Raw genomic sequence first — 23,436 nt, forward strand, 5'->3', positions numbered from 1 at the left:
GGGTGCTGCGATGCGAAAGCTGGTTCACCTATGCTACGGCGTGTTGAAAACGGGGCTGCCTTATGATGAAAACTACGCGTTGAGTTGTTGACATTCAAGACGGTAACTTGCGGTCTCGAACCCTCGGTCAGCAAAATTTCTGAGCGCGCCATCTCACCATTCAAAAGAATCGATTCTGATGCTTCTTCGTTTTTCAAAATAATGAATGGCATGGCAAGGTTGTGAACTAAAAAGCCAGTGGCCGCTTAGGTCTCGAAGCCGCTCGGTTCAGCTGGATTTTGAGCGCGCCATCTCACCATTCAAAAGATTCGATTCTGATGCTTCTTCGTTTTTCTAAATAATGAATGGCATGGCAAGGTTGCGAACTAAAATGCCAGTGGCCGCTTAGGTCTCGAAGCCGCTCCGTTCAGCTGGATTTTGAGCGCGCCATCTCACCATTCAAAAGAATCGATTCTGATGCTTCTTCGTTTTTCAAAATAATAAATGGCATGGCAAGGTTGCGAACTAAAAAGCCAGTGGCCGCTTTCAAAAATCGCGCCGTATGGAGAGGTGGAAAACCGCGTATCTTTTCGCGCGGTTTGTAACCCGACGGAAGGGAACCGCGCAGCGGCGGGATTTTGCGGCAATAGCCGGAGTGGCTGAAACAGTGCCAGCCAGCGGCAGCGCGCAGTGAAAGAGCCCGGGATTCTCAAGGGGCGCGGCGACAGGCGCTCCTTGAGGCCAGTTTGGGTGGCAACCCAAGGTCTTGATTTTGACCTGAAGGCCAGTTTGGGTGGCAACCCAAGGTCTTGATTTTGACCTGAAGGCCGCTTTGGACTGCAAGCCCAAGGTCTCACCCCAAAGGCATCGCCTTAACTCCTCCAGGGCACATTCTCAGCGTCACGCTGCATTTTCTCCTGCTAGACTTTTGAGTCTTAAACACCCTTAAATGCAGACGGAGCATCCTCATGTCAGAACAATACCAACCGCCTAAAGTCTGGACCTGGAATAAAGACGAAGTCAGCAAGTTCTCAAACATCAACCGCCCGATTGCAGGCCCGACTCACGAGGAAACGCTGCCGGTCGGCAAACACCCGTTGCAGCTGTATTCTCTGGGTACACCGAACGGCCAGAAAGTGACGATCCTTCTGGAAGAGTTGCTGGCGCTGGGCGAAAGCGGTGCGGAGTACGATGCGCATTTGATCCGCATTAATGAAGGCGATCAGTTCTCCAGCGGCTTTGTCGATGTGAACCCGAATTCGAAGATCCCCGCACTGCTGGACAACTCGGCTAAACCGCCCATCCGCGTATTTGAATCCGGCAATATCCTGCTGTATCTGGCGGAGAAGTTCGGTCAGTTCCTGCCGAAAGATCTCGCGGGACGTACTGAAACCCTGAACTGGCTGTTCTGGCTACAAGGCTCCGCGCCGTATCTCGGCGGCGGTTTCGGCCACTTTTATCATTACGCGCCGGTCAAAATCGAATACGCAATCAACCGTTTTACGATGGAAGCCAAGCGTCAGCTCGACGTGCTGGACAGACAACTGGCCGATCACCGCTTTATTGCCGGTGAAGAATACACGATTGCCGATATCGCCATTTTCACCTGGTACGGCAGCCTCGCGCAGGGCGGCCTGTACGAATCCGCTGAGTTCCTGGATATCCAGTCCTACAAAAACTTCCAGCGCTGGGCGGCGGAAGTGGCAGATCGTCCGGCAGTCAAACGCGGCCGTATCGTTAACCGCACCTGGGGCGAGCCGGATCAGCAACTGGCAGAACGCCATGACGCATCAGATTTTGATGATAAACTGAAATCCTGATCCATAGCGGTTGAGTCAGAATGCAAAAAGGGCAGGATCCAATCCTGCCCTTCTCATTTATGCCGTTTCAGTCTGCGGGTCGAGGTACTTTTTAAACCAGGCGATGGTGCGTTCCCACGCGAGATCGGCTGCCGCTTTGTCATAGCGCGGGGTCGAATCATTGTGGAATCCGTGGTTTACGCCGGGATACACATACCCTTCATACACTTTATCGTTCGCCTTGAGCGCAGCCTCATAAGCTGGCCAGCCGTCGGTAATCGGCTTATCCAGCTCGGCGTAGTGCAGCAATAACGGCGCTTTGATGCGCGGCACGTCTTCGGCTTTTGGCTGACGTCCGTAAAACGGCACCGCCGCCGCCAGCTCCGGGTATGCCACCGCAGCCGCATTCGCCACGCCACCGCCATAACAGAAACCGGTAATACCCACTTTTCCGGTGCCCGTTTCGTGGTGCATCAGAAATTCCACGGCGGCAAAAAAGTCATTCATCAGCTTAGCCGGATCCACTTTCTGCTGAAGCTCGCGGCCTTTCTCATCATTCCCCGGATAACCGCCGACAGAACTCAGGCCGTCCGGTGCCAGTGCCACAAATCCGGCTTTCGCCACGCGGCGCGCAACATCTTCGATGTACGGATTCAGGCCCCGGTTTTCATGCACCACCACCACACCCGGCACTTTCCCCGTGGCTTTGGCCGGACGCACAAGATAGGCTTTTACGCTGCCGTGCCCCTGCGGAGACGGATACTGAATATATTCCGCCACAATATCGGGGTCGGTAAATTGCACCTGTTCAGCGTAGGCATAGTTGGGCGTCATCAGCGTGGAGAGCGCGGCCAGCGACAGGCCACCCGCCACAAATTTTGCCGAGAGATCGAGAAACTCGCGTTTGGTCATTTTGCCGTGAACATAAAAATCAAAGTATTCGAGCAGTTCTGGCGGAAAATCTTTAGCTGTCATTCGCGTCATCATCAGGCTCCTTTCCGGAAAATTTAAGACTAAATAATGGTCTGATTTTGACTATTTTGTAAACTGATTGTGAAATTGGATTTCAATCCATCGCCGCGCAACCGGCTTTTGGCTTGGGAAAGTGGTAAACTACAGTTTAAAAAATGGGAGTGGAAAATGAGTCGTAAACTTAAGGAAACCGTGAAAATTCACTTCATTGAATGGAACTCAGAATACGAAAGAATGATGACTTCCTCTCTCAGCAAAGACTTTCCGGTCTTTGAGATTTATCGGGTTAAACAACATTTCAAGTCTATTCAGCGGTTATTGCCGGGAAAACACCTAAAACTGTGGCACAGAAAAATAAAAAATGTGATCAAATTTCGTCACGTTAAGAAAAACGACATTATTATTTGCAATGGCTACAGTGCTTTTCTTTTACTTGACCTGTTAACCTCCCTACATTGTAAAAAAATACTCGTCTTGCGAGACTCAGTTGAGGCGCTGACGTCAAAACGGCGCCGCCTGAAATTACTGTCTGATGATGAAAACTATTTAAGCAGAGTGAATTCCGTCTTTGATGTCATATACAGTTTCGACCCCGCTGATTGCCTGAAATATGGTTTGTCTCCTGTGGATCAATTTTTACCTTTTACTCACAATGAGATCCGGTTACAAACTGAAAAACAAGACGTTGAAAAAACTCACTTATCCTGCTTCTATGTTGGCGGTTACGATGAATATCGTGCCAGCCTTATCAGACAACTTACGCCACTATTGCAAACCAATAATTGCCATCCTGAGTTTTATCTTGTTACAGATAAACAGGAAACCTATGATTATCCTTCTCTATGTATTAATGAAAAGCTGACTTACAAAAAAAATATTGAGAAAATAAAACATTCAAATATCATTTTGGAAATAAATAAACCGGGTCAAACGGGGTTAACATTGCGCGCTCTTGAAGCGATGGCTTTCAATAAAAAACTCATTACCAACAATGCGTCTATAAAGAATCACGATTTCTATCACCCTGACAGAATTTTTATTTGGGGAGAAGATCATCCCGCTCAGATGCCTGATTTTATCGCATGCCCTGTTCCCGACATTGATATAAACTTGCTGAAAAAATATTGTGCCGATGGAATGTTAAAAACTCTGCTGGGAAATGCGCTAAAATAAATCCCATATAATAAAGGAGAGACTATGAACAACAATCTCGCAGGTCTTACTCAGGAAGAAATGGAAAAAGTGAGCGCAGGGCTGGCGGCCGGAACCGTCGCCGTGCGCGAGCGCAATAACCTTCCCGTCAACGCACAAGAAGTTGAGATGGAACAGCCGGAACATCTGCGTGAATACTTTCGCGAGCGTCTGGAACACTACCGCAGCCAGCCCGCTAAAAAGTAAAATCCGTTACTGCCCGGTGGCGAAAAAACCGGTGATGGCATCAGTCAGATACCTCGCCGGTTCGCCCGGCTGTATCTGGCTCTGATGCAGAGTGATACCGATTTCGCCCGGCGCGGGTAAATCCTCCAGAACCTTCAGGGCTGCCGGTCTGCCAAAGTCCGTCCGTAAAGTAATTCCCAAACCGGCGGACAACGCCGCCCAAATCCCGCCCAGACTGCGGCTGGTAAACGCAATCCGCCACGGGATCCCCGCTTTATCCAGCGCCGCCGTTGCGGCACTTCGCATCAGACACGGCGCTTCAAAAACCAGTAAAGGCAGCGGTTCACCGGTTTCCAGATAATGCGCCAGTGAGAAATTTTGCGGACCAATCCAGCGCAGCGGAATGCGGCCCAGCGCCCGGCTGGTCGGGAAAAGCGGGACGTCATCCGCCTGCCAGCACACCGCCAGATCGAATTCGTTATGCCGGATCCCGTCGAGCAATTGCTGATTGCGCGTGATGCTGGCGGAGAGCTGCACCTGCGGATGCGCGCGGGTAAACGTGCCGAGAATGGACGGTAACAGCGCCTCGCCGAAATCTTCCTGCATACCGAGATGAATGCTGCCACTCAGCGTGCTGGCCGATAACGCCGCGCTGGCTTCGTCGTTGAGGCTCAAAATCCGCCGCGCATAACTGAGCATGACTTCGCCCTGCGCAGTCAGAATCAGATGCCTTCCGGCTTTTTGCACCAGCTCCGTACCTGCCTGCTGTTCCAGCTTTTTCAGCTGTGCGCTGACCGCCGATGTCGAGCGCCCGAGGCGATCTGCCGCCAGCACAAAACTTCCCAGTTCGATGCCGGTGACAAAACTGCGCAGCGCTTCTGCATCAAAAGTTACCGGTCGTTTTGCCACGTTTAATCATCCCGTTTTTATGGATTAATACTGCTGATATTTTCGATATTAAGGATAATCATAACGCCTTATGCTCCTTTTTCACACCTGCGAAAAGGAACCTGAAATGAGCACCAAGACCTCCTCCCCGATGCTGCCGCCTGAAACCATGACGCGCCTGACGCCAAAACTCGCGCAGGTAACTGAACAGGTTTTATTTGGTGACCTGTGGCAACGAAGCGAGCTGCCTGCGCGTGACCGCAGCCTGATTACCGTCGCCGCGCTGATTGCGCTGAACCGCACCGAACAGCTGCCGTTTCATCTGGATCTGGCGGTTAAAAATGGTGTGACGCACAGCGAGCTGAGCGAAGTGATCACGCATCTGGCGTTTTATGCCGGATGGCCCGCCGCCGCTTCCGCGCTGACCCGTTTCGCAGCGCTCGACCCGCAATAACAGAGGAAAATCATCATGCCGTTTACTCGAATTTCAATCCCTGAACACCGCCTTGAAAGCTGGCAAAACACGATTTCTACTGTTTTGCAGGACGCGCTGGTCACTACGTTTTCCGTTCCCAAAGACGACTGTTTCCAGCTGTTTGAACCGGCAAGCCACGGCCAGCGGGTAATCAACCCCACGTATCTGGCAGGCCCGGACAGCCGTCGTTCAGACGATTTCCTGCTGTTCCACATCACGGCCGGGAAGCCCCGAAATACCGAACAGAAAAGCGCGCTGTACCGTTATCTGAATGAAAGATTGCACACGGAAATCGGCATCGATCCGACGGATATCATGATTGTGGTGAATTTCACCCAGCCGGAAGACTGGTCATTCAGCCACGGTGATGTCTTTCACGTAACAGACAGATAAGTGACTGAGGTTATTTGCAGAAATAAAAAAGCCCTGAATCTGTCTCAGGGCTTTGTTCTTTATTTCACTCAATGACTTTACGTCATTCAGAAAGGATCAGTGTGCCGCGATGCCTAACTTTTTCATGCGTGACAGTAAGGTGGTGCGCTTTAACCCCAGACGCTGCGCGGCTCCGCGCGGCCCGGCGACCACACCGTTGGTTTCTTTCAGGACGGCAATAATACGCTCGCGCTCGTCATCTTCGTTCAACTGCGGCGCAGGTTCAGAGAATGCTGGCGCGGCAACCGGAGCCACCGGCAGCGGATAATTCAGCTCGGGAAGTTGCAGGTCCAGCACCGTTCCGCGCGTCAGAAGCACGGCACGTTCGATGACGTTTTCCAGCTCACGGACATTCCCCGGCCACGGCATGCGGCTCAGCAGACGCAATGTTTCCGCCGGAATGCTGTCGATGGTACGCTTCATTCGCTTGGCGATTTTGTAGGTCAGGAATTTCACCAGTTGCGGAATATCTTCCGGCCGTTCGCGCAGCGGCGGGATCACAATCGGGAAAACGTTCAGCCGGTAATACAGGTCACTGCGGAATTCTTTGTCGGCCACCATTTGCCGCAGGTCGCGGTTGGTCGCGGCAATCATGCGCACGTTCACCGAGATCAGCTTGTTGCCGCCTACCCTTTCAAATTCACGCTCCTGCAAAATACGCAGCAATTTAGGTTGCAGCTCAAGCGGGATTTCCCCGACTTCATCGAGGAACAGCGTGCCCTGATCGGCCAGCTCAAAACGCCCCATACGCTGGGCGGTCGCGCCGGTGAACGAGCCTTTTTCATGACCAAACAGGTCACTTTCCATCAGCCCGGCGGGCATTGCCGCGCAGTTCATTTTGACCATCCGCTGATCGCGGCGATCCCCGAGGTTATGTATCGCTCTGGCGATCAGTTCTTTGCCGGTGCCCGTTTCACCAAGGATCAGCACGGAACAGTCGCTTTTCGCCACGATCTCAACCTGTTTAAGCACCGCCGACATGCCCGGACTGCGCCCGACGATGTCGCTGAAATCCGGGTTATTGCTGTTTATCTGCTCAGTCAGATACAGGTTTTCGTGTTGCAGTTTTTCCTTCAGGCTTTTGATTTCCTGATAGGCCAGCGCGTTGTCCACCGCAATGGCAATACGCTCGGCGATTTGCTGTAAAACCCGGAGGTTGGCGGAATTGAAATTATCCGGCTGGCACTGCGCCAGTTTGAGAACACCCAGCGTTTTATGCCCGAAACGCAGCGGCAGAATGCACAACGTTTTGGTCTGATCGCGCCACAACAGCTGGAACAGCGTGCTTTCGTCGTCCTCCGGTTCGTCGGAAGGCCGCACGTTGGTCAGCAACATTTCGCCGTTTTTCATCACCTGCTGTTCCAGCGATCCCGCCAGCGTCATGCGCGTTTGTTCGCGCTCTGCGACATGCGTTTGCACATAATGTGTGGCGTAAACGCTGGCCTGTTCGCTGTCTTTGTCGGCATCGCACAGCACGATGCTGATGGCGTTGATGTGGAAAAAGTGATGAATGGTTTTGGCGATTTCGCCGGTCAGTTCGTCGAGATCAAGCTTGGAAAGCACCGCATTGGTGATGTCCACCAGAATACGGAAATCGTCACGTTCGTGGCGCAGCAGCGATTGCTGAAGCAGCGCGTTTTCGCGCAGTTTAATCTGTTCAACCGCAATCGCCGCCAGCATGCAAAGTTCGTGCAGCCCGTTTTTATCTTCTTCGCTGAACGGTGCCGCGTGCTGACGGGTAAATTCACAACCGCCCAGCAGGCCGGAAGCCGCCAGCAGCGGCACCAGACAGTAATCGGTAAACGCCGGATACAGGTTGAGCGCGGCCAGCTGCGGGTAGCGCAAATGCAGCGCATCGCTGCGCCAGACCTGCGTTTTCGGATTGCTGAGCAATGCATGCACCGGCCCGGTGGCGAGCAGGGTTTCGTCTTCGTAACTTACCGGCTGATGATGCGGATCGATGCCGTAAAAACTGACGCGTTCGCTGCTGCTGTCAAACAGCACCAGCGTCACCGATTCTGCGATACCGGCACTCTGCACCACCTGGGTCAGGGTTTCCAGCAGCGAGGTCATGGTCTGTTGCAGCAGCAGTGTGCGCGTCAGTTCCAGCAATCCTTTGTGTTTTGTCGTGCTCATGGTTGCACTCTGCATATAGCGTTAGCTCTGGATAACGTAGTTTCTGAAAAAAGGGCAATACGGAAAAGTCTACCCCTTTCGTGGGACTCAGCCCCCCTGATGAGATCAACAAATGCGGGGTAAAGGTTCGGTATGTGGCAGCATCAGCTGTCGGGAAACGCCCAGCGCGCCGCGCAGACAGACCTGCGGATTTTCGGTGACCTCGCCGATCGTCGCGGCGTCCGCGCCCAGCGGATGCTTTCGCAATAAATTCAGTACCCTTTCTTCCGCCTGCGCAGAAACCACCGCCACCAGCTTGCCTTCATTGGCAAAATTCAGCGGTTCCAGCCCCAGCAGTTCGCAAATTCCCCGTACCGCAGGTTTGACCGGTAGCGCATTTTCATCAATGGAAATACCGAAACCGCTGGCTTCGCTGAACTCATGCAAAATCGCGTTCACCCCGCCGCGTGTCGCATCGCGCAGGGCGTGGACGCCGGAAACGGCGCGCAGCGGCGCAACCATTGGCGCCAGCACGGCGCAGTCGCTCTGGATACCGAGATCCATTCCCAGCTGCTCGCGGAGATTGAGAATGGTGGCGCCGTGATCTCCCAGCGTACCGCTGACGATCACTTTGTCTCCGCACTGAATCTGCCCTGCGCCCCACGCCACATCGCCTGGGATCACGCCGATCCCGGCGGTGTTAATGAAAATCTTGTCAGCTGCGCCGCGCTGCACGACTTTGGTGTCGCCGGTGACAATGGCGATCCCCGCCTCGCGCGCGGTTTGCGCCATCAGGCTGACAATTTTCTGCAAATCCTCCATCGGCAAACCCTCTTCCAGAATGAATCCGCAGGAGAGATACGCCGGTGTTGCGCCGCTGACGGACAAATCGTTTGCCGTGCCGCACACCGCCAGTTTGCCGATATTGCCGCCGGGAAAGAAAATCGGATCAACGACATAGCTGTCGGTGGTGAAAGCCAGACGATCGCCCTGCTGGCTCAGCGCGGCCAGCGATAACCGCGCGCCGTCTTCGCGTTCGTTGAGCCACGGGTTATCAAATGCGCTGAGAAACATTCGTTCAATCATCTGCTGCATCGCGCGGCCACCGCTGCCGTGCGCCATCGTCACTACGTCATTGCGCTCGCTCATCCTGCCACCTTCTGTTTCATCTCTTGCTGTTCTTGTGCGGGTTCATTTTCCTGATACCGGTACTGATACCAGGCGGCGCAGGATCCTTCGGAGGAGACCATCAGCGCGCCAAAGGCGTTATGCGGCGTGCAGCCGGTGCCAAACAACGGGCATTCATGCGGCTTGCAGCGTCCTGTCAGCACGTCGCCGCAGCGCGAACGCGGGTCATCGGCCACCGATTGAACCTGCGGGCTGAAACGGCGTTCGGCGTCGAAGGCCGAATAGGTTTCCGTCAGGGAAATCCCTGACGCTTCGATAAGCCCCAGCCCGCGCCATTCGCTGCTACCGGAAAGCTGAAAGACTTCGCGGATCGCGTTTTGTGCCAGCACATTACCCTCTTCGGGTACGATGCGCCGGTATTGGTTTTCGGTTTTACACGATGCCTCGCAAACTTGTTCCACCAGCATTAAAACGCTTTGCAGCATATCCAGCGGCTCAAACCCGCTGACCACCAGCGGTTTACCGAATTGCGTATTGATGAAATGGTACGGCGCAGTGCCGATCACCATGCTGACGTGGCCGGGCGCGAGAAAAGCGTCGATACGGACATCGTCTTGTTGCAGCAAACTGCGTAACGTCGGGATCAGGCTGATGTGCTGGCAAAAAACGCTGAAATTGGTCAGCCCTTCGCGCCGCGCCTGTTGCAGCGTGACCGCCGTCACCGGCAGCGTGGTTTCAAAACCGAGCGCGAAAAATACCACCTGCCGCTGCGGGTTTTCCCGCGCCAGTTTCAGGGCATCGAGCGGCGAATAGACCACCCGCACATCCGCGCCGCGTTCGCGCGCATTCAGCAGCGAACCCTGTTTTCCCGGCACCCGCAGCGCATCGCCAAAGGTGCAGAAAATCACGTCCGGGTGGGCCACAATTTCGCAGCAGGCGTCAATCCGCCCCATCGGCAACACGCACACCGGGCAGCCAGGGCCGTGGATAAATTCCAGCTGCGGGGGCAGCAGTTTATCCAGACCAAATTTGAAAATAGCGTGCGTATGACCGCCGCAGACTTCCATAATTTGCATCGGCTTTTCAGCGGTATACGGCAGTTGTGCCGCCCGTTTATGCAGGCGTTCAATCAGCGTTTTCGCCAGCTTCGGGTCGCGGAATTCATCGACAAAACGCATTATCTGGCCTCCCCCGCGCCGAGAAACAGCGCGACATCGGCTTCCACTTCTTCCATGGCGTGCAGCGCCGCCAGCGTTTCCTGCGCTTCGTGTTCATCGAGACGGCTCAGCGCAAAACCGACGTGAATTAACACCCAGCCGCCAATCAGCTGTTCGCGTTCACTGATGCCTTCACAGACCAGCGCGATATTCACCTCACGCCGCAAGCCGCAAACTTCTGCCCACGCGTGATCGGGCTGTTGCTCATGCAGCGCAACGATTTGCCCCGGAATGCCTATGCACATCGCTGCTGCTCCAGCCACGCCAGCCACTCGTCCATGCCTTCGCCGGTGGTGGCGGAAAGGCGGATCACTTCAATTTCCGGGTTCACCTGCCGCGCATTGGCGATGCAGGTTTCGACGTCAAAACTGACGTACGGCAGCAGGTCGATTTTATTGAGGATCATCAGGCGCGAGGCCGCAAACATATGCGGATATTTCAGCGGTTTGTCTTCGCCTTCAGTGACGGAAAGCACCGCCACTTTATGCCGTTCGCCGAGATCAAAACTGGCCGGACACACCAGATTGCCGACATTTTCGATAAACAGCAGGCTGTTATTGTTCGGCGACAGCTGATGTACCGCGTCATGCACCATTTGCGCATCCAGATGGCAACCTTTGCCGGTATTCACCTGAATCGCCGGAACGCCGGTCGCGCGGATACGGTCAGCATCGTTGGTAGTTTGCTGATCGCCTTCCACCACCGCGCAGTCGAAATATGGCGCGAGACGGGTCAGCGTGCTGGTCAGCAGCGTCGTTTTGCCGGAACCGGGGCTGGACACCAGATTCAGCGCCAGAATGGCGGCCTGCGCAAAATGCTCGCGGTTATGCGCGGCAATATGATTGTTCTTAGCCAGCACATCCATTTCGATATCCACCAGCCGACGCGGCGCAAACGGCAAACCGTGCGAATGGCCGTGTTCGTGGCCATGCGAATGCTCATGATGAGAATGCTCACGATGAGAATGTTCATTGTGAGAATGTTCGCTGCTGACGCCTTCAATCCGAAGCTCGCCGCTGGCACAACCGCAGGTACTGCACATAGTTTTCTCCCCGGGTTTACGGATACCCGTTATTCGATTTCAATACGTTTGATTTTCATGCCGTCGTCAGCGATCACCCGCACATGGCGGCCGCCGCATTCCGGGCAAAGCAGCACGTCGGGGCGGAGCAGACGGATATCTTTCTGGCAATCGTGACACCAGCTTTGCGCCGCGGGCGTATCGAGATGCAATACGCAGCCTTCGGCGACTGTTTCCCGACACGCCAGCTCAAAACAAAATTGCAACGCTTCCGGCTCGACGCAGGAAAACGCGCCAATTTCCATCCATACCGCAGTTATTCTCCGCGCATTATTTTGCTGGCCAAATTCCTGAATTATTTCCACGGCATTCTGGCACAGCGTTATTTCGTGCATATTTCCCTCTCCCGATAGAGTCAGAAAAAGGGACTTTTGCAATATTAATGCCAGAGTTCATCACGCTTATTAAAAGGCCGGACTTTCCCGGTGACGAAATTAATGCGTCATAACTGTCGAAATAAGGTGTCATCGACACGCCATTTATTCGTCCGAGTTGAACCACGAACGAAAAAAAACACCTAACCCAATGATTTAAAATCATTAATAAAATAAATATCGAAACTGGCACGTTTTATGCCCTTAGAGGATTATGCGCCATTTTTTTGTCGTCACGGGGCGATGAAAATGACACTCACGCACAACACAATAACAGGGTATGACATGAGCACTCTCAGCGAACTGACCACGAAGGCCGATTATATCGCCAGCAAAAACAGCCATCTGAAATCACAGTGGCGCACTTACCAAAACAGCCTGATTCAGGCGGTAACCCATTCAAATAAGAAGATTAATCACGAGTTCTCCTGTGGCGAAGATCAGGACATTCGCTTCACGCTATTCAACTATTTCACCGTCAGCATTCACCTGAGCGATGACTTCTACAGTCAGGACATCGTGTACAGCCTGAACATGGCGCACAACGGTGAAGAGCCTGATTTCAAAACCTTTGCCCACGCCGCGCTGAGCGAAGAAGGTAAGATCGACGGCACCGTGGATATCCACGATAAAAACGCCGTTCTGGAACATTATCTCAATAAGATTTCCGCGATTTATCAGTGTATTTACGACTCCCTGCACAGCAATCAGCCTATTGCGGCGCAATTAGAAAAATTACTTAGCCACGCCTGATTCATATTCAGAAATACATTATTACGCCGGTCTGACGGAAATATTTTCCCGCGTCATTTGATTACCGGTTTTTACGGGGATTAATTCCGACATAAATGTCGAAATGTCAATTTAAGTGCCGATTTCGTCACCTTTGACGAAATGAAAAGGAGACTTCATGAGTCGCGTCGCCGCCATGAATCAATATGTGATAGCCGATCCGAAACTGTGTATCGGCTGCAACACCTGTATGGCCAGCTGTTCGCAGGAACATCAGCTGCACGGCTTGCAGTCTGCGCCCCGTTTGCAGGTGATGCGCAACCGGCTGGATTCCGCACCGGTCATGTGCCACCAGTGTGAAGATGCCCCGTGCGCGCAGGTCTGCCCGGTCAATGCCATCACCCGTCAGGACGAGGCCATTCACCTCAACGAAAGCCTGTGCGTGAGCTGCAAACTGTGCGGAATTGCCTGCCCGTTTGGCGCGATCACCTTTTCCGGCAGTTCGCCGCTGGATATTCCGCGCAACTGTAATACCTCAAAAGCGCTGCCCGCCCCGCAAGCACCGCGCGCCGTCAGCCCGTTCCTGGATTGCGTACCCGGATTGCGCGCCGTGGCGGTGAAATGCGATTTATGCAGTTTTAGCCCGGACGGACCGGCGTGCATCAAAACCTGCCCGACGCAGGCCATTACGCTGGTTACCGCCAGTCTGGCCGAACACAGCAGCCAGCAAAAACGCCTGAATGCGATGAACGCCTTCCCTGCCGGTTATTCCACCTTCACCACGCCTGACGCGGGGGCCAAATAATGACGGCTTTGTTTGCTTTAGAACCCGCCTCTTTGCTGGCGCTGGCGCTGCTTATCTGGCTGGTGAGCGGCGTGGCGGGCTGGGTATTTTCTGCCGCCGCACGGCTCAGCAGCCTGATTTCCGGGCTGGGCGGCATGCTGGCCTCTGCGGCGGTCATCGTCGCGGCTTTTGAGACCGTTCACCGCGGCGGCGCAGTGCAGACAGTGGCGCTGCCCGCGCTGCCTTTCACCGCTGAACTCAGCCCGCTGAACGGATTGTTATTGCTGGCAATGTCAGTCACGGCGCTGTTTTGCAGCCTGTACGCCTGGGCGTGGCTGGCGGGAACGACGTCACGTAAACGCGCCCGCACCGGCTTGTTGTGCAACGTCCTGATGGCGGCGCTGACAGCGGCGGCGGTCGCAAATAACGCCATTGAACTGCTGGTGATGATGGAACTGGCCGCGCTGTGCGCCTACTTCCTGATCGTACAAACCGACGATGTGAAAAGCCGCCGTGCGGGTCTGAATCAGTTTTTATCAGGCCGCCTCGGCACCGTTTGCCTGATTCTGGCGTTCACCGTTTTACATCAGGTCAGCGGTAGTCTGGATTTTGACGTTCTGCGCCACACCGCCTTCCCGGCGGGCACAAAATCGCTGGCCTTCCTGCTGGCGCTGGCGGGCTTCGGGCTTTACGCCGGGATTATTCCGCTGCACGCCTGGGTGCCGCAGTCGCATTCCAGCGCACCGGCGCATGCCGCAGCGCTGTTCTCTTCCGTGCTGATGAAAATCGGCATTATTGGCATCGTAAAAGTCGGTCTGGATTTGCTCGGCGCACCGCCACTCTGGTGGGGCCTGCTGGTGTTGTTGCTGGCAATCCTGACCGCGTTTATCGGCGGGCTGTACGCGCTGATGGAACACGATATTCGCCGTCTGCTGGCCTATCACACGCTGGAAAACGTCGGGATTATTCTGCTTGGCGTCGGCGGTGCGATGACCGGTGTGGCGCTGAATATGCCGGAACTGGCGGCGCTGGCGCTGCTGGCCGGATTGTTCCATCTGTTCAACCACGGTCTGTTTAAAACCGCGCTGTTCCTCGGTGCCGGTGAAATTGAAATGCAGACCGGCATAAAGGATATGGAAAAACTCGGCGGTATCGCCCGTCTGATGCCGTGGACCGCCGTGGCGATGCTTGTCGCGCTGATGTCGATGGCCGCGTTGCCGCCGCTTAACGGCTTTGCCAGCGAATGGCTGCTGTATCAGTCACTGTTCCAGCTGAGCGCCGCGCCGCTGTTTATCGCACGTCTGCTCGGCCCGCTGCTGGCCGTCGGGCTGGCACTCACCGGCGCGCTGGCGCTGATGTGCGTGGCGAAAGTTTTCGGCGTGACGTTTCTTGGCGCGCCGCGCAGTAAGGCGGCAGAAGATGCGACGCCTGCCCCGCTGGCTATGACGCTGAGCAGCGTTTTGCTGGCGCTGCTGTGCGTCATTTTCGGTGTCGCCTCACCGTGGATTATTCCGCACTTCGCCGCCGTTGCCGCTTCCATTCTGAACGCGCCTGTTTTGCAAACCGCGCAGCACGGCGCGGTGTTCTCCCCGACCTCCGCCGTTTCCGCCCCGATGGTGGCGATCCTGCTTTTGGGGATGCCGTTATTGCCGTGGATTATTGCCGCCGTTCTGCGCGGTGCCCGCATGCCAAACCGTCTGCGCGGCGACGCCTGGGCCTGTGGCTACGGGCATTCCGCTGACATGGTGGTCACCGCGACCGGTTTTACCCAGCCCCTGCGCGTGATGTTTGGCCCGCTGTACCGCCTGCGCCAGCACGTCATGCCCGCAAAACTGGTGAGCACGCTGCATCAGGGCTGGCTCGGGGCTTTCTGCCGTCGTCTGGCTTTCATCGAACTGGCCGTGTTGCTGGTCGTGGCTTTTGCCTGAGGAACTGACTATGAATTTTCCCTTTTTGCTGAACAGTTCTCTGTGGCCGCTGGCGCTTATCCAGGCCATCGCGCTGCTGGCGGTGGCTCCGTTGTTCGCCGGATTCAGCCGCGTCATGCGCGCCCGGATGCACAACCGCCGCGGGCCGGGGGTATTACAGGAATACCGTGATATCGCCAAATTACTCAAACGCCAGAGTGTGGCACCGGCGGCGTCCGGCCCGGCGTTTCGCAGCATGCCGTATCTGCTCACCGGCGGGTTGCTGGTTATCGCCACCGCCCTGCCGGTGGTCACGCTGGCTTCGCCGATGGGCGCAGCGGGCGACCTGATTACCGTGATTTATCTGTTTGCCGTGGTGCGCTTTGTGTTTGCCATCGCCGGGCTGGATACCGGCAGCACGTTCACCGGCATCGGCGCCAGCCGTGAAGCGGTTTTGGGCGTGCTGGTGGAACCGATCCTGTTGCTCGGCCTGTGGATCGCCGCGCTGGTGGCCGGTTCCACCTCGCTGGGCGCGATTGCTGCCCTCGTGCTGCACTGGCCGGTGTCGTCTTCCCTGACGCTCATTCTGGCCGGTCTGGCCTGTGCGTTTGCCACGTATATCGAAATGGGCAAATTGCCGTTTGATATGGCCGAAGCCGAGCAGGAATTACAGGAAGGCCCGCTGACCGAATATTCCGGTGCCGCGCTGGGCGTGCTGAAAATCGGCATCAGCCTGAAACAACTGGTGGTGTTGCAGCTGTTTCTTGGCCTGTTCTTCCCGTTCGGGCAGGTGGATCACATCACGCCGGTGGCATTGCTGACTGCCGTGGTGCTGAGCCTGGTGAAACTGCTGATCGCCGTTTTTCTGGTGGCGCTTATCGAAAACAGCGTCGCCCGTCTGCGTTTTCTCAAAACCTCCCGCACCACATGGGCGGGCTTCGGGCTGGCATTTCTGGCGCTGGTTTCCTGGCTGGTCGCAGGCTGACCTGACATTTTTCTTATCCCGCCACGGCGGGAAGAGGCTTTGCAATGAGTGAGTTCAATACCGCATTAAATCAAAACCCGGTCGGCAAACATTATCTTGCTGCGCTGGCGAAGCAGTTCCCGGCGGCCATTTTAGGCAGCGAATGGCAGACCGATACGCAGGCGACGGTGACCATTAAGCTGAACGCGCTGCCGGAAGTGGTCGAGTGGTTGTATTACCAGCAAGGCGGCTGGCTTTCCGTGTTGTTCGGCAATGACGAACGCACGCTGTGCGGCAACTATGCGCTGTATTACGTGCTGTCGATGGAAAAAGGCGTGAAGTGCTGGATCACCGTGCGCGCCGAAGTAGATCCGGTTTCACTGGAGTTCCCGTCCGTGACGCCGCGCGTGCCCGCAGCAGTGTGGGGTGAACGCGAAGTCCGCGATATGTACGGTTTGCGCCCGGTCGGATTGCCGGACGAGCGTCGTCTGGTGCTGCCGGACGACTGGCCGGATGATCTGTATCCGCTGCGCAAAGATTCAATGGATTACCGTCAGCGCCCGGCTCCGACCACCGACGATGAAACCTATCCGTTTATTTCGCAAGCCAAAGAAGGCAGCAAAATTGTGCCGATTGGCCCGCTGCACGTCACTTCTGACGAACCCGGACATTTTCGTCTGTTTGTCGATGGCGAAGACATTATCGACGCGGATTACCGTCTGTTTTACGTCCACCGCGGCATGGAAAAACTGGCCGAAACCCGCATGGGCTATAACGAAGTCACGTTCCTTTCTGACCGCGTGTGCGGCATCTGCGGCTTTACCCACAGCGTGGCGTATACCTCATCGGTGGAAAATGCGATGGGGATTGTGGTGCCGGAACGCGCCCAGATGATCCGCTCAATACTGCTGGAAGTGGAACGTCTGCACAGCCATTTACTCAACCTCGGGCTGGCCTGCCATTTCGTCGGTTTCGACTCCGGCTTTATGCAGTTTTTCCGCATCCGCGAGCAGTCGATGAAGATGGCCGAAATCCTGACCGGCGCACGTAAAACCTACGGCATGAACCTGATCGGCGGGATCCGCCGCGACATCTTAAAAGACGACATGATCCAGACCATTGCGCTGGCGGGCAGCATGCGTCGTGACCTCGGTGAGCTGGTGGATATTCTGCTCAGCACGCCGAATACCGAACAGCGCAGCGTCGGCGTCGGCATTCTGGATCCGCAGGTCGCGCGTGATTTCAGTAACGTCGGCCCGATGGTGCGCGGCAGCGGCCACCGCCGCGATATGCGTCAGGATCACCCTTACGCCGGTTACGCCAAACTGCCGTTTGAGATTTGCAGCGAAACCGGCAACGACGTCTATTCCCGTCTTAAAGTCCGCATCCACGAAGTTTATAACGCCCTGAATATGATTGAGTTTGGCCTGCAAAGCCTGCCGGGCGGCCCGCTGGCAGTGGAAGGGTTTACCTATATTCCGCACCGCTTTGCCCTCGGTTTTGCCGAAGCCCCGCGCGGCGATGACATCCACTGGAGCATGACCGGCGACAACCAGAAGCTGTTCCGCTGGCGCTGCCGTGCGGCGACGTACGCCAACTGGCCAACGCTGCGTTACATGCTGCGCGGCAATACGGTGTCCGACGCACCGCTGATCATCGGCAGTCTCGATCCTTGTTATTCCTGCACCGACCGCATGACCGTGGTCGATGTGCGTAAGAAAACGACTATCGTCGTGCCTTACAAAGAGATCGAACGTTACGGCATCGAACGCAAAAATTCGCCGCTTTAAGGAATCACTTAAATCATGCTGAAACTGATTAAAAAAGTGCTGAAAACGGGCACAGCCACCGTGGGTTATCCGTTCACGCCGCTGGATCTGGCGCCGAATTTTCGCGGCAAGCCGCAGTACACCGCGCAGCAATGTATTGCCTGCGGGGCCTGCGCCAACGCCTGTCCGTCTAACGCGCTGACCATGACCACGGCGGAAGACGGCGAAACCCTGCGCTGGCAGCTGTTTTTAGGCCGCTGCATTTTCTGCGCCCGCTGCGAGGAAGTCTGCCCGACGGCGGCCATCAAACTGTCGCAGGAATTTGAACTGGCGGTATGGCGCAAAGAAGATTTGTACGAAACGGCGGATTTCCCCGTCTGCCATTGCCGTGAATGCGGAAAACCTTACGCCGTGCAAAAGGAAATCGACTTCGCGCTCAGCCTGTTGCAGGAAAGCGCCGCGCTGAGTGACCGGCAAATCAGCGATCGCCGCGTGCAGTACGAAACCTGTCCGTCATGCAAAAAGATGCACAGTCTTTCTTCCACCGACCGTATTGATATCGGCCGCCATATGACCACGGAGGCCCGTTCATGAGTCATAACCCGATTGCACCGCGCGACGAAAATGGCCTGCCGGTGCCCGTCACGCTTGACGAAAGCATCGCAAAACTGAAATCCACCCTGCTGCACAGCATCCGCCGTTCCGCCTACGTTTACCGCGTGGACTGCGGCGGCTGTAACGGCTGCGAGATTGAGATTTTCGCGGCGATTTCACCGCTGTTCGACGCCGAACGCTTTGGTATCAAAGTCGTCCCGTCGCCGCGCCACGCCGACATTCTGCTGTTCACCGGCGCGGTCACCCGCGCCATGCGTATGCCCGCACTGCGCGCATGGGATTCCGCACCGGATCCGAAAATCTGCATTTCTTACGGGGCTTGTGGCAACAGCGGCGGCATTTTCCACGACCTGTACTGCGTCTGGGGCGGCACCGACAAAATCGTGCCGGTCGACGTGTATATTCCGGGCTGCCCGCCGACACCGGCGGCCACCATTTACGGCTTCGCGATGGCGCTCGGTTTGCTGGATCAGAAAATCAAAGGCCAGCAGCACGACGAGGCCGCAGCGACTCCGGCTGAATTACTGCATCCGGAACTGCCGCAGCCGTTGCGCGTGTTACTCGACCGTGAAGCGCGCCGCATGGCCGGTTACCGTTATGGCCGTCAGATTGCCGATGAGTTTATGAATATCGTGGCCGCGCCCGGCCTGCAACCGGTGGAGCAACGCGTTTCAACCTACCTCAGCGAACGCGGCGACCTGCGTCTCAGTGAAATTGTCGGCAACCTGCAACAGATTTATCAGCAGGTTCTGCGCGGGGAGGTGCATCTGTGATGACGTCAGGAAACGACCAGCGCTACGCGCAGCATCAGCCTTTTTCCGGTCATCAGGCGGAAAGGAACAAAGTGATTTTTTACTCTCTGAGCAGCAAATTTGTCGACGAGAAAAGTGCGCAAAAACGCAGCTCGCAGAAAGTGCAAGAAGTGGTGTATTACAGCCTGGCGATCGGCCACCACCTCGGGGTGATCGACTGTCTGAAATCCCGCCTCGAATGCCCGCTTACCGGTTACCAGCAATGGGTCAGCTGCCTGCCAGAACAGGGCGAAGCTTACCGAAAACTGGCGGGCGTACAGCGTTTTGGCGAAATCAATATCGACAGCAGCCACACCCATTTACTGGCGCTTGCGCTGCGCGATGCCCGCCCGCAAATGAATGAAGAACAGCAGGGCTGGAGCGACCAGCTCATCGCCCTGCTCGGACAAATCGAAAGTGACCCCGCGATGTACCTGATGGTCAGGAGATACGATGCCTGATTCCACTTCCCGCTACGCGCTGCTGTGCGTGGGCAACAGCATGATGGGCGATGACGGCGCCGGGCCCCGGCTGGCAGAACTGTGTGCAGAAAAACCGCTCAGCGGCTGGACGGTCGTTGACGGCGGTGCCGGGCCCGAAAACGACATCGGCTATTTACGCGAGCTGCGCCCGGCGCATCTGGTGATCGTGGACGCCACCGACATGGGGCTGATGCCCGGTGAGATGCGCATTCTCGAAGAAAGCGACATCGGCGAAATGTTCATGATGACCACCCACAATTTGCCGCTGACGTTTCTCATGCAGCAGCTGCGTGAGGATATCCCGCAAATCACGTTTGTCGGCATTCAGCCGGACGTCGTCGCGTTTTATTACCCGATGAGCGACGCCGTGGAACAGGCCGTCATCCGTTTGCATCAGCTGTTACCGGCGCTGGAACAGGGCATGGGCATCGCGCCTTTTCAGGCCGAAACCGCCTGACCTTGCTGTCGACATAACTGTCGATGTGGTGACGACGCGGACATGACGTCAGTGACACGTTTCGTCATCGGAAAAAACGTTGAAAATTAACTTCATGATTTACTGCATAAAAATATAAAAACCACAAAGATGGCATGGTTTATGTATAGCAGTAGATGAAAAAAATTTACCTCCCTTAAATTACAGGCCCATAGAAATCCCCTGTGGCATTGGCATTGCAGGAAGACGGCAAGCGAAGGAGTCGCGATGAGCTGATATACGTCAGTGATTCGGGCGAGTGAACGCAGCCAACGCACCTGCGGTGTCAGGGACGACGGGGATTTGGAGAGTCATACATGAACCGGTTCATCATCGCCGATCCTAAAAAATGCATCGGCTGCCGTACCTGCGAAATTGCCTGCGTCATGGCGCACAGTGATTCTCAGGATATCTCGCTTCTCAATGCCGCCACTTTTGCCCCGCGCCTGCACGTCATTAAAGGCGTGAACCTCAGTACGCCGGTGATGTGCCGCCAGTGCGAAGACGCGCCCTGCGCCAACGTCTGCCCGAATGGCGCAATCCTGCGCACCGGCGACCACGTTCAGGTGATGCAGGAACGCTGCATCGGCTGCAAAACCTGCGTCGTCGCCTGCCCGTATGGCGCGATGGAAGTGGTCACCAAACCGATTTTCCGCCAGAACGGTGCCGCAATGGTCGCCACGTCGGACAAAGCCGAAGCGCATAAATGCGACCTGTGCCACTCCCGCGCAGAAGGCCCGGCCTGCATGGAAATCTGCCCGACCAAGGCGCTTTACGCCATCGACCGTAATCACTTACAGGAAATGAACGCAGAAAAACGCCGCCGCGCTGCGCTCGACAGCACATCTCCCCTGCTGTTTTAACTCCGGATAGAGGAAGTAATCACATGAAAAAAGTCACCACTGTCTGCCCGTATTGCGGGGCTGGCTGTAAATTGAATCTGGTTGTGGATAACGGAAAAATCATTCGCGCCGAAGCCGCCAACGGCGTCACCAACCAGGGCGAACTCTGTCTGAAAGGCTATTACGGCTGGGATTTCCTGAACGATACCAAACTGCTGACCCCGCGCCTGACGCAGCCAATGATCCGCCGTCAGAAAGGCGGAAAATTTGAAGCCGTCAGCTGGGATGAAGCCATTCGCTATACCGCGCAGCGCCTGCAAGAAATCAAACAAAAACATGGCCCGCGCGCCATCATGCACACCGGTTCTTCCCGCGGTACCGGCAACGAAACCAACTATGTGATGCAGAAATTTGCCCGTGCGGTCATCGGCACCAACAACGTCGACTGCTGCGCCCGCGTGTGTCACGGTCCGTCCGTCGCCGGTTTGCAGGCGACGCTCGGTAACGGCGCGATGAGTAACTCCATCGGCGATATCGAGAATTCAAAATGCCTGCTGGTGATCGGCTATAACTGCGCGGACTCGCACCCGATCGTCGCGCGTCGCGTGATCAAAGCCAAAGAAAAAGGCGCACAGATTATTGTCTGTGACCCGCGCCGCATCGAAACCGCGCGCATTGCCGATCAGCATCTGCAAATCAAAAATGGCTGCAACATGGCGCTGGTGAATGCATTCGCCCATGTGCTGATCGAAGAAAACCTGTATGACCACGACTACGTGGCGAAATACACCGAAGGCTTCGAGGAATACCGCAAAAACGTTGCCGATTATTCACCGGAAGCGGTCGCCGAACAGACCGGCGTTTCTGCACAGCAAATCCGTCAGGCGATGCGCACTTACGCCGCCGCCCCTTCTGCCACCATCATGTGGGGCATGGGCGTCACTCAGTTTGGTCAGGCCGTAGACGTGGTGAAAGGGCTGGCCGGACTGGCGCTGCTGACCGGTAATCTGGGCCGCGCCAACGTCGGTGTCGGGCCGGTTCGCGGACAGAATAATGTGCAAGGTGCCTGCGATATGGGCGTTCTGCCGAATGAATTCCCCGGCTATCAGGCCGTCAGCGACGCAAAAGTTCGTGCGAAATTCGCCGATGCGTGGGGCATTGACGTTAACCAGATGGACGCTGAAGTCGGCCACCGCATCACCGAAATCCCGCATCTGGCGATTGAAGGCCACGTGAAAGCCTACTACATCATGGGCGAAGATCCGTTGCAGACTGAGGCCGATTTGGGTCTGGTGCGCAAAGGCTTCGAGGCGCTGGAATTTGTCGTTGTGCAGGACATCTTCATGACCAAAACGGCGGAACAGGCCGACGTGATTCTGCCTGCCACGTCATGGGGTGAACACGGCGGCGTGTTCTCTTGTGCCGACCGCGGCTTCCAGCGTTTTGAGAAAGCCATCGAACCGAAGTACAACGTTAAACGCGACTGGGAAATCATCAGCCTGCTGGCGACAGAACTCGGTTATCCGATGCATTACAACGATAACCAGGAAATCTGGGACGAAATGCGTGAGCTGTGCCCGCTGTTCTATGGCGCAACTTACGAAAAAATGGGCGAACTCGGGCACGTTCAGTGGCCTTGTACCACCCTCGAAAGCCCGGGGACGCAGTACCTTTACGCCGATAATCGCTTTGATACACCAACCGGCAAAGGCCAGCTGTTTGCCGCACCGTGGCGCGCACCGGCAGAAGTGCCGGATGACAGTTATCCGCTGGTGCTGTGTACCGTCCGCGAAGTCGGCCACTATTCCTGCCGCTCAATGACCGGCAACTGCGCCGCGCTGCAAACGCTGGCCGACGAACCGGGCTTTGTGCAGATGCACCCGCAGGACGCCGAAGCGCTCGGCATCCGCGACCAGCAACTGGTCTGGGTCGCCTCGCGCCGTGGCAAAGTCATTTCACGCGCCAACTTCAATGAACGTATCAATATCGGCGCGGTGTACATGACCTATCAGTGGTGGATTGGTGCCTGTAACGAACTGACGCAGGATAATCTGGATCCGGTCTCCAAAACGCCGGAAACCAAGTATTGCGCCGTTAACGTTCAGCAGATTGCCGACCAGCGCTGGGCGGAAAACTACGCACAGCAAACCTACAGCGACATGAAGGCGCGCCTGCGCAGTGCCGTTGAGGATGTAATCCCGGTGGTGGAAGTTTAGTTTTTTTGCTCCTCCCCCTTCG

Annotated in this window: 26 protein-coding genes; 16 read left to right on the top strand and 10 right to left on the bottom strand. The window is 55.8% G+C overall.

Annotated features, from left to right (window positions below; all coding sequences use genetic code 11):
- Window positions 1-212: hypothetical protein (locus tag IV433_RS26245; RefSeq protein ID WP_229893695.1), on the bottom strand; the 212-nt coding region annotated here is incomplete at its 3' end.
- Window positions 213-406: 194 nt separating this feature from the next.
- Window positions 407-529 carry a hypothetical protein gene (locus IV433_RS26325; protein ID WP_255414164.1) on the bottom strand — a complete coding sequence of 41 codons (123 nt, stop codon included), beginning with the start codon at window positions 527-529 and terminating at the stop codon, window positions 407-409.
- Between the two features lie 418 nt (window positions 530-947).
- Between IV433_RS26325 and yghU the strand changes: the two genes are divergently transcribed.
- Window positions 948-1,799, top strand: a complete 852-nt coding sequence (yghU, locus tag IV433_RS23575) for a glutathione-dependent disulfide-bond oxidoreductase (protein WP_195816266.1) — start codon at window positions 948-950, stop codon at window positions 1,797-1,799.
- A gap of 57 nt (window positions 1,800-1,856) precedes the next feature.
- Here the strand turns inward: yghU and yghX are convergent, their stop codons facing one another.
- A complete protein-coding gene (yghX, locus tag IV433_RS23580) occupies window positions 1,857-2,762 on the bottom strand; it encodes a YghX family hydrolase (RefSeq protein WP_195816272.1) in 906 nt (301 codons plus the stop codon).
- A gap of 156 nt (window positions 2,763-2,918) precedes the next feature.
- On the opposite strand from yghX, the gene IV433_RS23585 reads away from it, so the two are divergent.
- Both IV433_RS23585 and IV433_RS23590 read left to right on the top strand, forming a co-directional pair.
- Window positions 2,919-3,923 (top strand): hypothetical protein, encoded by a 1,005-nt coding sequence (locus IV433_RS23585; protein ID WP_195816265.1) that lies wholly within the window; start codon window positions 2,919-2,921, stop codon window positions 3,921-3,923.
- Between the two features lie 24 nt (window positions 3,924-3,947).
- Entirely contained in the window at window positions 3,948-4,148 is a 201-nt protein-coding gene (locus IV433_RS23590; RefSeq protein WP_195816264.1) for a DNA polymerase III subunit theta, read from the top strand.
- A 6-nt stretch (window positions 4,149-4,154) separates the two neighbouring features.
- On the opposite strand, the gene IV433_RS23595 is transcribed toward IV433_RS23590, so the two are convergent.
- Window positions 4,155-5,036 carry a LysR substrate-binding domain-containing protein gene (locus IV433_RS23595; protein ID WP_195816263.1) on the bottom strand — a complete coding sequence of 294 codons (882 nt, stop codon included), beginning with the start codon at window positions 5,034-5,036 and terminating at the stop codon, window positions 4,155-4,157.
- A 106-nt stretch (window positions 5,037-5,142) separates the two neighbouring features.
- Between IV433_RS23595 and IV433_RS23600 the strand changes: the two genes are divergently transcribed.
- Window positions 5,143-5,469: a carboxymuconolactone decarboxylase family protein gene (locus tag IV433_RS23600; protein WP_195816262.1), complete on the top strand. Its 327-nt coding sequence runs from the start codon at window positions 5,143-5,145 to the stop codon at window positions 5,467-5,469.
- Between the two features lie 15 nt (window positions 5,470-5,484).
- Window positions 5,485-5,883 (top strand): tautomerase family protein, encoded by a 399-nt coding sequence (locus tag IV433_RS23605; RefSeq protein WP_195816261.1) that lies wholly within the window; start codon window positions 5,485-5,487, stop codon window positions 5,881-5,883.
- A gap of 96 nt (window positions 5,884-5,979) precedes the next feature.
- On the opposite strand, the gene flhA is transcribed toward IV433_RS23605, so the two are convergent.
- The 6 genes from flhA to hypA form a co-directional block, all read right to left on the bottom strand.
- On the bottom strand, window positions 5,980-8,058 hold the full coding sequence (gene flhA / locus IV433_RS23610; RefSeq protein WP_370530279.1) for a formate hydrogenlyase transcriptional activator FlhA: 2,079 nt from the start codon (window positions 8,056-8,058) through the stop codon (window positions 5,980-5,982).
- Window positions 8,059-8,163: 105 nt separating this feature from the next.
- Window positions 8,164-9,186: a hydrogenase expression/formation protein HypE gene (gene hypE / locus IV433_RS23615; protein WP_195816259.1), complete on the bottom strand. Its 1,023-nt coding sequence runs from the start codon at window positions 9,184-9,186 to the stop codon at window positions 8,164-8,166.
- Window positions 9,183-10,343, bottom strand: coding sequence for a hydrogenase formation protein HypD (gene hypD / locus IV433_RS23620; protein ID WP_195816258.1), 1,161 nt, complete (start codon window positions 10,341-10,343; stop codon window positions 9,183-9,185). The genes hypE and hypD overlap by 4 nt, the downstream gene beginning before the upstream one ends.
- Window positions 10,343-10,627 carry a HypC/HybG/HupF family hydrogenase formation chaperone gene (locus IV433_RS23625; protein WP_104921178.1) on the bottom strand — a complete coding sequence of 95 codons (285 nt, stop codon included), beginning with the start codon at window positions 10,625-10,627 and terminating at the stop codon, window positions 10,343-10,345. The genes hypD and IV433_RS23625 overlap by 1 nt, the downstream gene beginning before the upstream one ends.
- Window positions 10,618-11,424, bottom strand: coding sequence for a hydrogenase nickel incorporation protein HypB (gene hypB, locus IV433_RS23630; RefSeq protein WP_195816257.1), 807 nt, complete (start codon window positions 11,422-11,424; stop codon window positions 10,618-10,620). Before hypB ends, IV433_RS23625 begins: the two co-directional genes overlap by 10 nt.
- Window positions 11,425-11,453: 29 nt before the next feature.
- Window positions 11,454-11,798: a hydrogenase maturation nickel metallochaperone HypA gene (hypA, locus tag IV433_RS23635; RefSeq protein WP_195816256.1), complete on the bottom strand. Its 345-nt coding sequence runs from the start codon at window positions 11,796-11,798 to the stop codon at window positions 11,454-11,456.
- Window positions 11,799-12,122: 324 nt separating this feature from the next.
- On the opposite strand from hypA, the gene hycA reads away from it, so the two are divergent.
- From hycA to fdhF, 11 genes are all read left to right on the top strand, one after another.
- Window positions 12,123-12,590 (top strand): formate hydrogenlyase regulator HycA, encoded by a 468-nt coding sequence (gene hycA / locus IV433_RS23640; protein ID WP_195816255.1) that lies wholly within the window; start codon window positions 12,123-12,125, stop codon window positions 12,588-12,590.
- 175 nt (window positions 12,591-12,765) lie between these two features.
- Entirely contained in the window at window positions 12,766-13,374 is a 609-nt protein-coding gene (locus IV433_RS23645; protein WP_195816271.1) for a 4Fe-4S dicluster domain-containing protein, read from the top strand.
- Window positions 13,374-15,281, top strand: a complete 1,908-nt coding sequence (locus tag IV433_RS23650; protein WP_195816254.1) for a proton-conducting transporter transmembrane domain-containing protein — start codon at window positions 13,374-13,376, stop codon at window positions 15,279-15,281. Before IV433_RS23645 ends, IV433_RS23650 begins: the two co-directional genes overlap by 1 nt.
- Window positions 15,282-15,291: 10 nt before the next feature.
- Window positions 15,292-16,245, top strand: coding sequence for a respiratory chain complex I subunit 1 family protein (locus tag IV433_RS23655; protein ID WP_195816253.1), 954 nt, complete (start codon window positions 15,292-15,294; stop codon window positions 16,243-16,245).
- 44 nt (window positions 16,246-16,289) lie between these two features.
- Window positions 16,290-18,014 carry a hydrogenase large subunit gene (locus IV433_RS23660; RefSeq protein ID WP_195816252.1) on the top strand — a complete coding sequence of 575 codons (1,725 nt, stop codon included), beginning with the start codon at window positions 16,290-16,292 and terminating at the stop codon, window positions 18,012-18,014.
- Between the two features lie 15 nt (window positions 18,015-18,029).
- Window positions 18,030-18,587: a formate hydrogenlyase complex iron-sulfur subunit gene (locus IV433_RS23665; RefSeq protein WP_195816251.1), complete on the top strand. Its 558-nt coding sequence runs from the start codon at window positions 18,030-18,032 to the stop codon at window positions 18,585-18,587.
- A complete protein-coding gene (locus tag IV433_RS23670) occupies window positions 18,584-19,381 on the top strand; it encodes an NADH-quinone oxidoreductase subunit B family protein (protein ID WP_195816250.1) in 798 nt (265 codons plus the stop codon). Before IV433_RS23665 ends, IV433_RS23670 begins: the two co-directional genes overlap by 4 nt.
- Window positions 19,381-19,860, top strand: coding sequence for a formate hydrogenlyase maturation HycH family protein (locus IV433_RS23675; protein WP_195816270.1), 480 nt, complete (start codon window positions 19,381-19,383; stop codon window positions 19,858-19,860). Before IV433_RS23670 ends, IV433_RS23675 begins: the two co-directional genes overlap by 1 nt.
- Window positions 19,853-20,338 carry a hydrogenase maturation peptidase HycI gene (hycI, locus tag IV433_RS23680; protein ID WP_195816249.1) on the top strand — a complete coding sequence of 162 codons (486 nt, stop codon included), beginning with the start codon at window positions 19,853-19,855 and terminating at the stop codon, window positions 20,336-20,338. The genes IV433_RS23675 and hycI overlap by 8 nt, the downstream gene beginning before the upstream one ends.
- Before the next feature lie 335 nt (window positions 20,339-20,673).
- A complete protein-coding gene (gene hydN / locus IV433_RS23685; protein WP_195816248.1) occupies window positions 20,674-21,219 on the top strand; it encodes an electron transport protein HydN in 546 nt (181 codons plus the stop codon).
- 23 nt (window positions 21,220-21,242) lie between these two features.
- A complete protein-coding gene (gene fdhF / locus IV433_RS23690) occupies window positions 21,243-23,414 on the top strand; it encodes a formate dehydrogenase subunit alpha (RefSeq protein ID WP_195816247.1) in 2,172 nt (723 codons plus the stop codon).
- The last annotated feature ends 22 nt before the right edge of the window (window positions 23,415-23,436 follow it).

This window comes from Rahnella laticis (genome assembly GCF_015644585.1).
GTDB lineage: Bacteria > Pseudomonadota > Gammaproteobacteria > Enterobacterales > Enterobacteriaceae > Rahnella > Rahnella laticis.

Coding starts and splice junctions, on each gene's coding strand:
- IV433_RS23645 (WP_195816271.1), top strand. CDS start 12,766: ATGAATCAATATGTGATAGCCGATCCGAAACTGTGTATCGGCTGCAAC.
- hycA (WP_195816255.1), top strand. CDS start 12,123: ATGAGCACTCTCAGCGAACTGACCACGAAGGCCGATTATATCGCCAGC.
- IV433_RS23605 (WP_195816261.1), top strand. CDS start 5,485: ATGCCGTTTACTCGAATTTCAATCCCTGAACACCGCCTTGAAAGCTGG.
- IV433_RS23655 (WP_195816253.1), top strand. CDS start 15,292: ATGAATTTTCCCTTTTTGCTGAACAGTTCTCTGTGGCCGCTGGCGCTT.
- yghU (WP_195816266.1), top strand. CDS start 948: ATGTCAGAACAATACCAACCGCCTAAAGTCTGGACCTGGAATAAAGAC.
- IV433_RS23675 (WP_195816270.1), top strand. CDS start 19,381: ATGACGTCAGGAAACGACCAGCGCTACGCGCAGCATCAGCCTTTTTCC.
- yghX (WP_195816272.1), bottom strand. CDS start 2,762: ATGACGCGAATGACAGCTAAAGATTTTCCGCCAGAACTGCTCGAATAC.
- hypA (WP_195816256.1), bottom strand. CDS start 11,798: ATGCACGAAATAACGCTGTGCCAGAATGCCGTGGAAATAATTCAGGAA.
- IV433_RS23665 (WP_195816251.1), top strand. CDS start 18,030: ATGCTGAAACTGATTAAAAAAGTGCTGAAAACGGGCACAGCCACCGTG.
- IV433_RS23625 (WP_104921178.1), bottom strand. CDS start 10,627: ATGTGCATAGGCATTCCGGGGCAAATCGTTGCGCTGCATGAGCAACAG.
- hycI (WP_195816249.1), top strand. CDS start 19,853: ATGCCTGATTCCACTTCCCGCTACGCGCTGCTGTGCGTGGGCAACAGC.
- flhA (WP_370530279.1), bottom strand. CDS start 8,058: ATGAGCACGACAAAACACAAAGGATTGCTGGAACTGACGCGCACACTG.
- hypE (WP_195816259.1), bottom strand. CDS start 9,186: ATGAGCGAGCGCAATGACGTAGTGACGATGGCGCACGGCAGCGGTGGC.
- IV433_RS23600 (WP_195816262.1), top strand. CDS start 5,143: ATGAGCACCAAGACCTCCTCCCCGATGCTGCCGCCTGAAACCATGACG.
- IV433_RS23585 (WP_195816265.1), top strand. CDS start 2,919: ATGAGTCGTAAACTTAAGGAAACCGTGAAAATTCACTTCATTGAATGG.
- fdhF (WP_195816247.1), top strand. CDS start 21,243: ATGAAAAAAGTCACCACTGTCTGCCCGTATTGCGGGGCTGGCTGTAAA.
- IV433_RS23670 (WP_195816250.1), top strand. CDS start 18,584: ATGAGTCATAACCCGATTGCACCGCGCGACGAAAATGGCCTGCCGGTG.
- hypD (WP_195816258.1), bottom strand. CDS start 10,343: ATGCGTTTTGTCGATGAATTCCGCGACCCGAAGCTGGCGAAAACGCTG.
- hydN (WP_195816248.1), top strand. CDS start 20,674: ATGAACCGGTTCATCATCGCCGATCCTAAAAAATGCATCGGCTGCCGT.
- IV433_RS23650 (WP_195816254.1), top strand. CDS start 13,374: ATGACGGCTTTGTTTGCTTTAGAACCCGCCTCTTTGCTGGCGCTGGCG.
- IV433_RS23590 (WP_195816264.1), top strand. CDS start 3,948: ATGAACAACAATCTCGCAGGTCTTACTCAGGAAGAAATGGAAAAAGTG.
- IV433_RS23660 (WP_195816252.1), top strand. CDS start 16,290: ATGAGTGAGTTCAATACCGCATTAAATCAAAACCCGGTCGGCAAACAT.
- hypB (WP_195816257.1), bottom strand. CDS start 11,424: ATGTGCAGTACCTGCGGTTGTGCCAGCGGCGAGCTTCGGATTGAAGGC.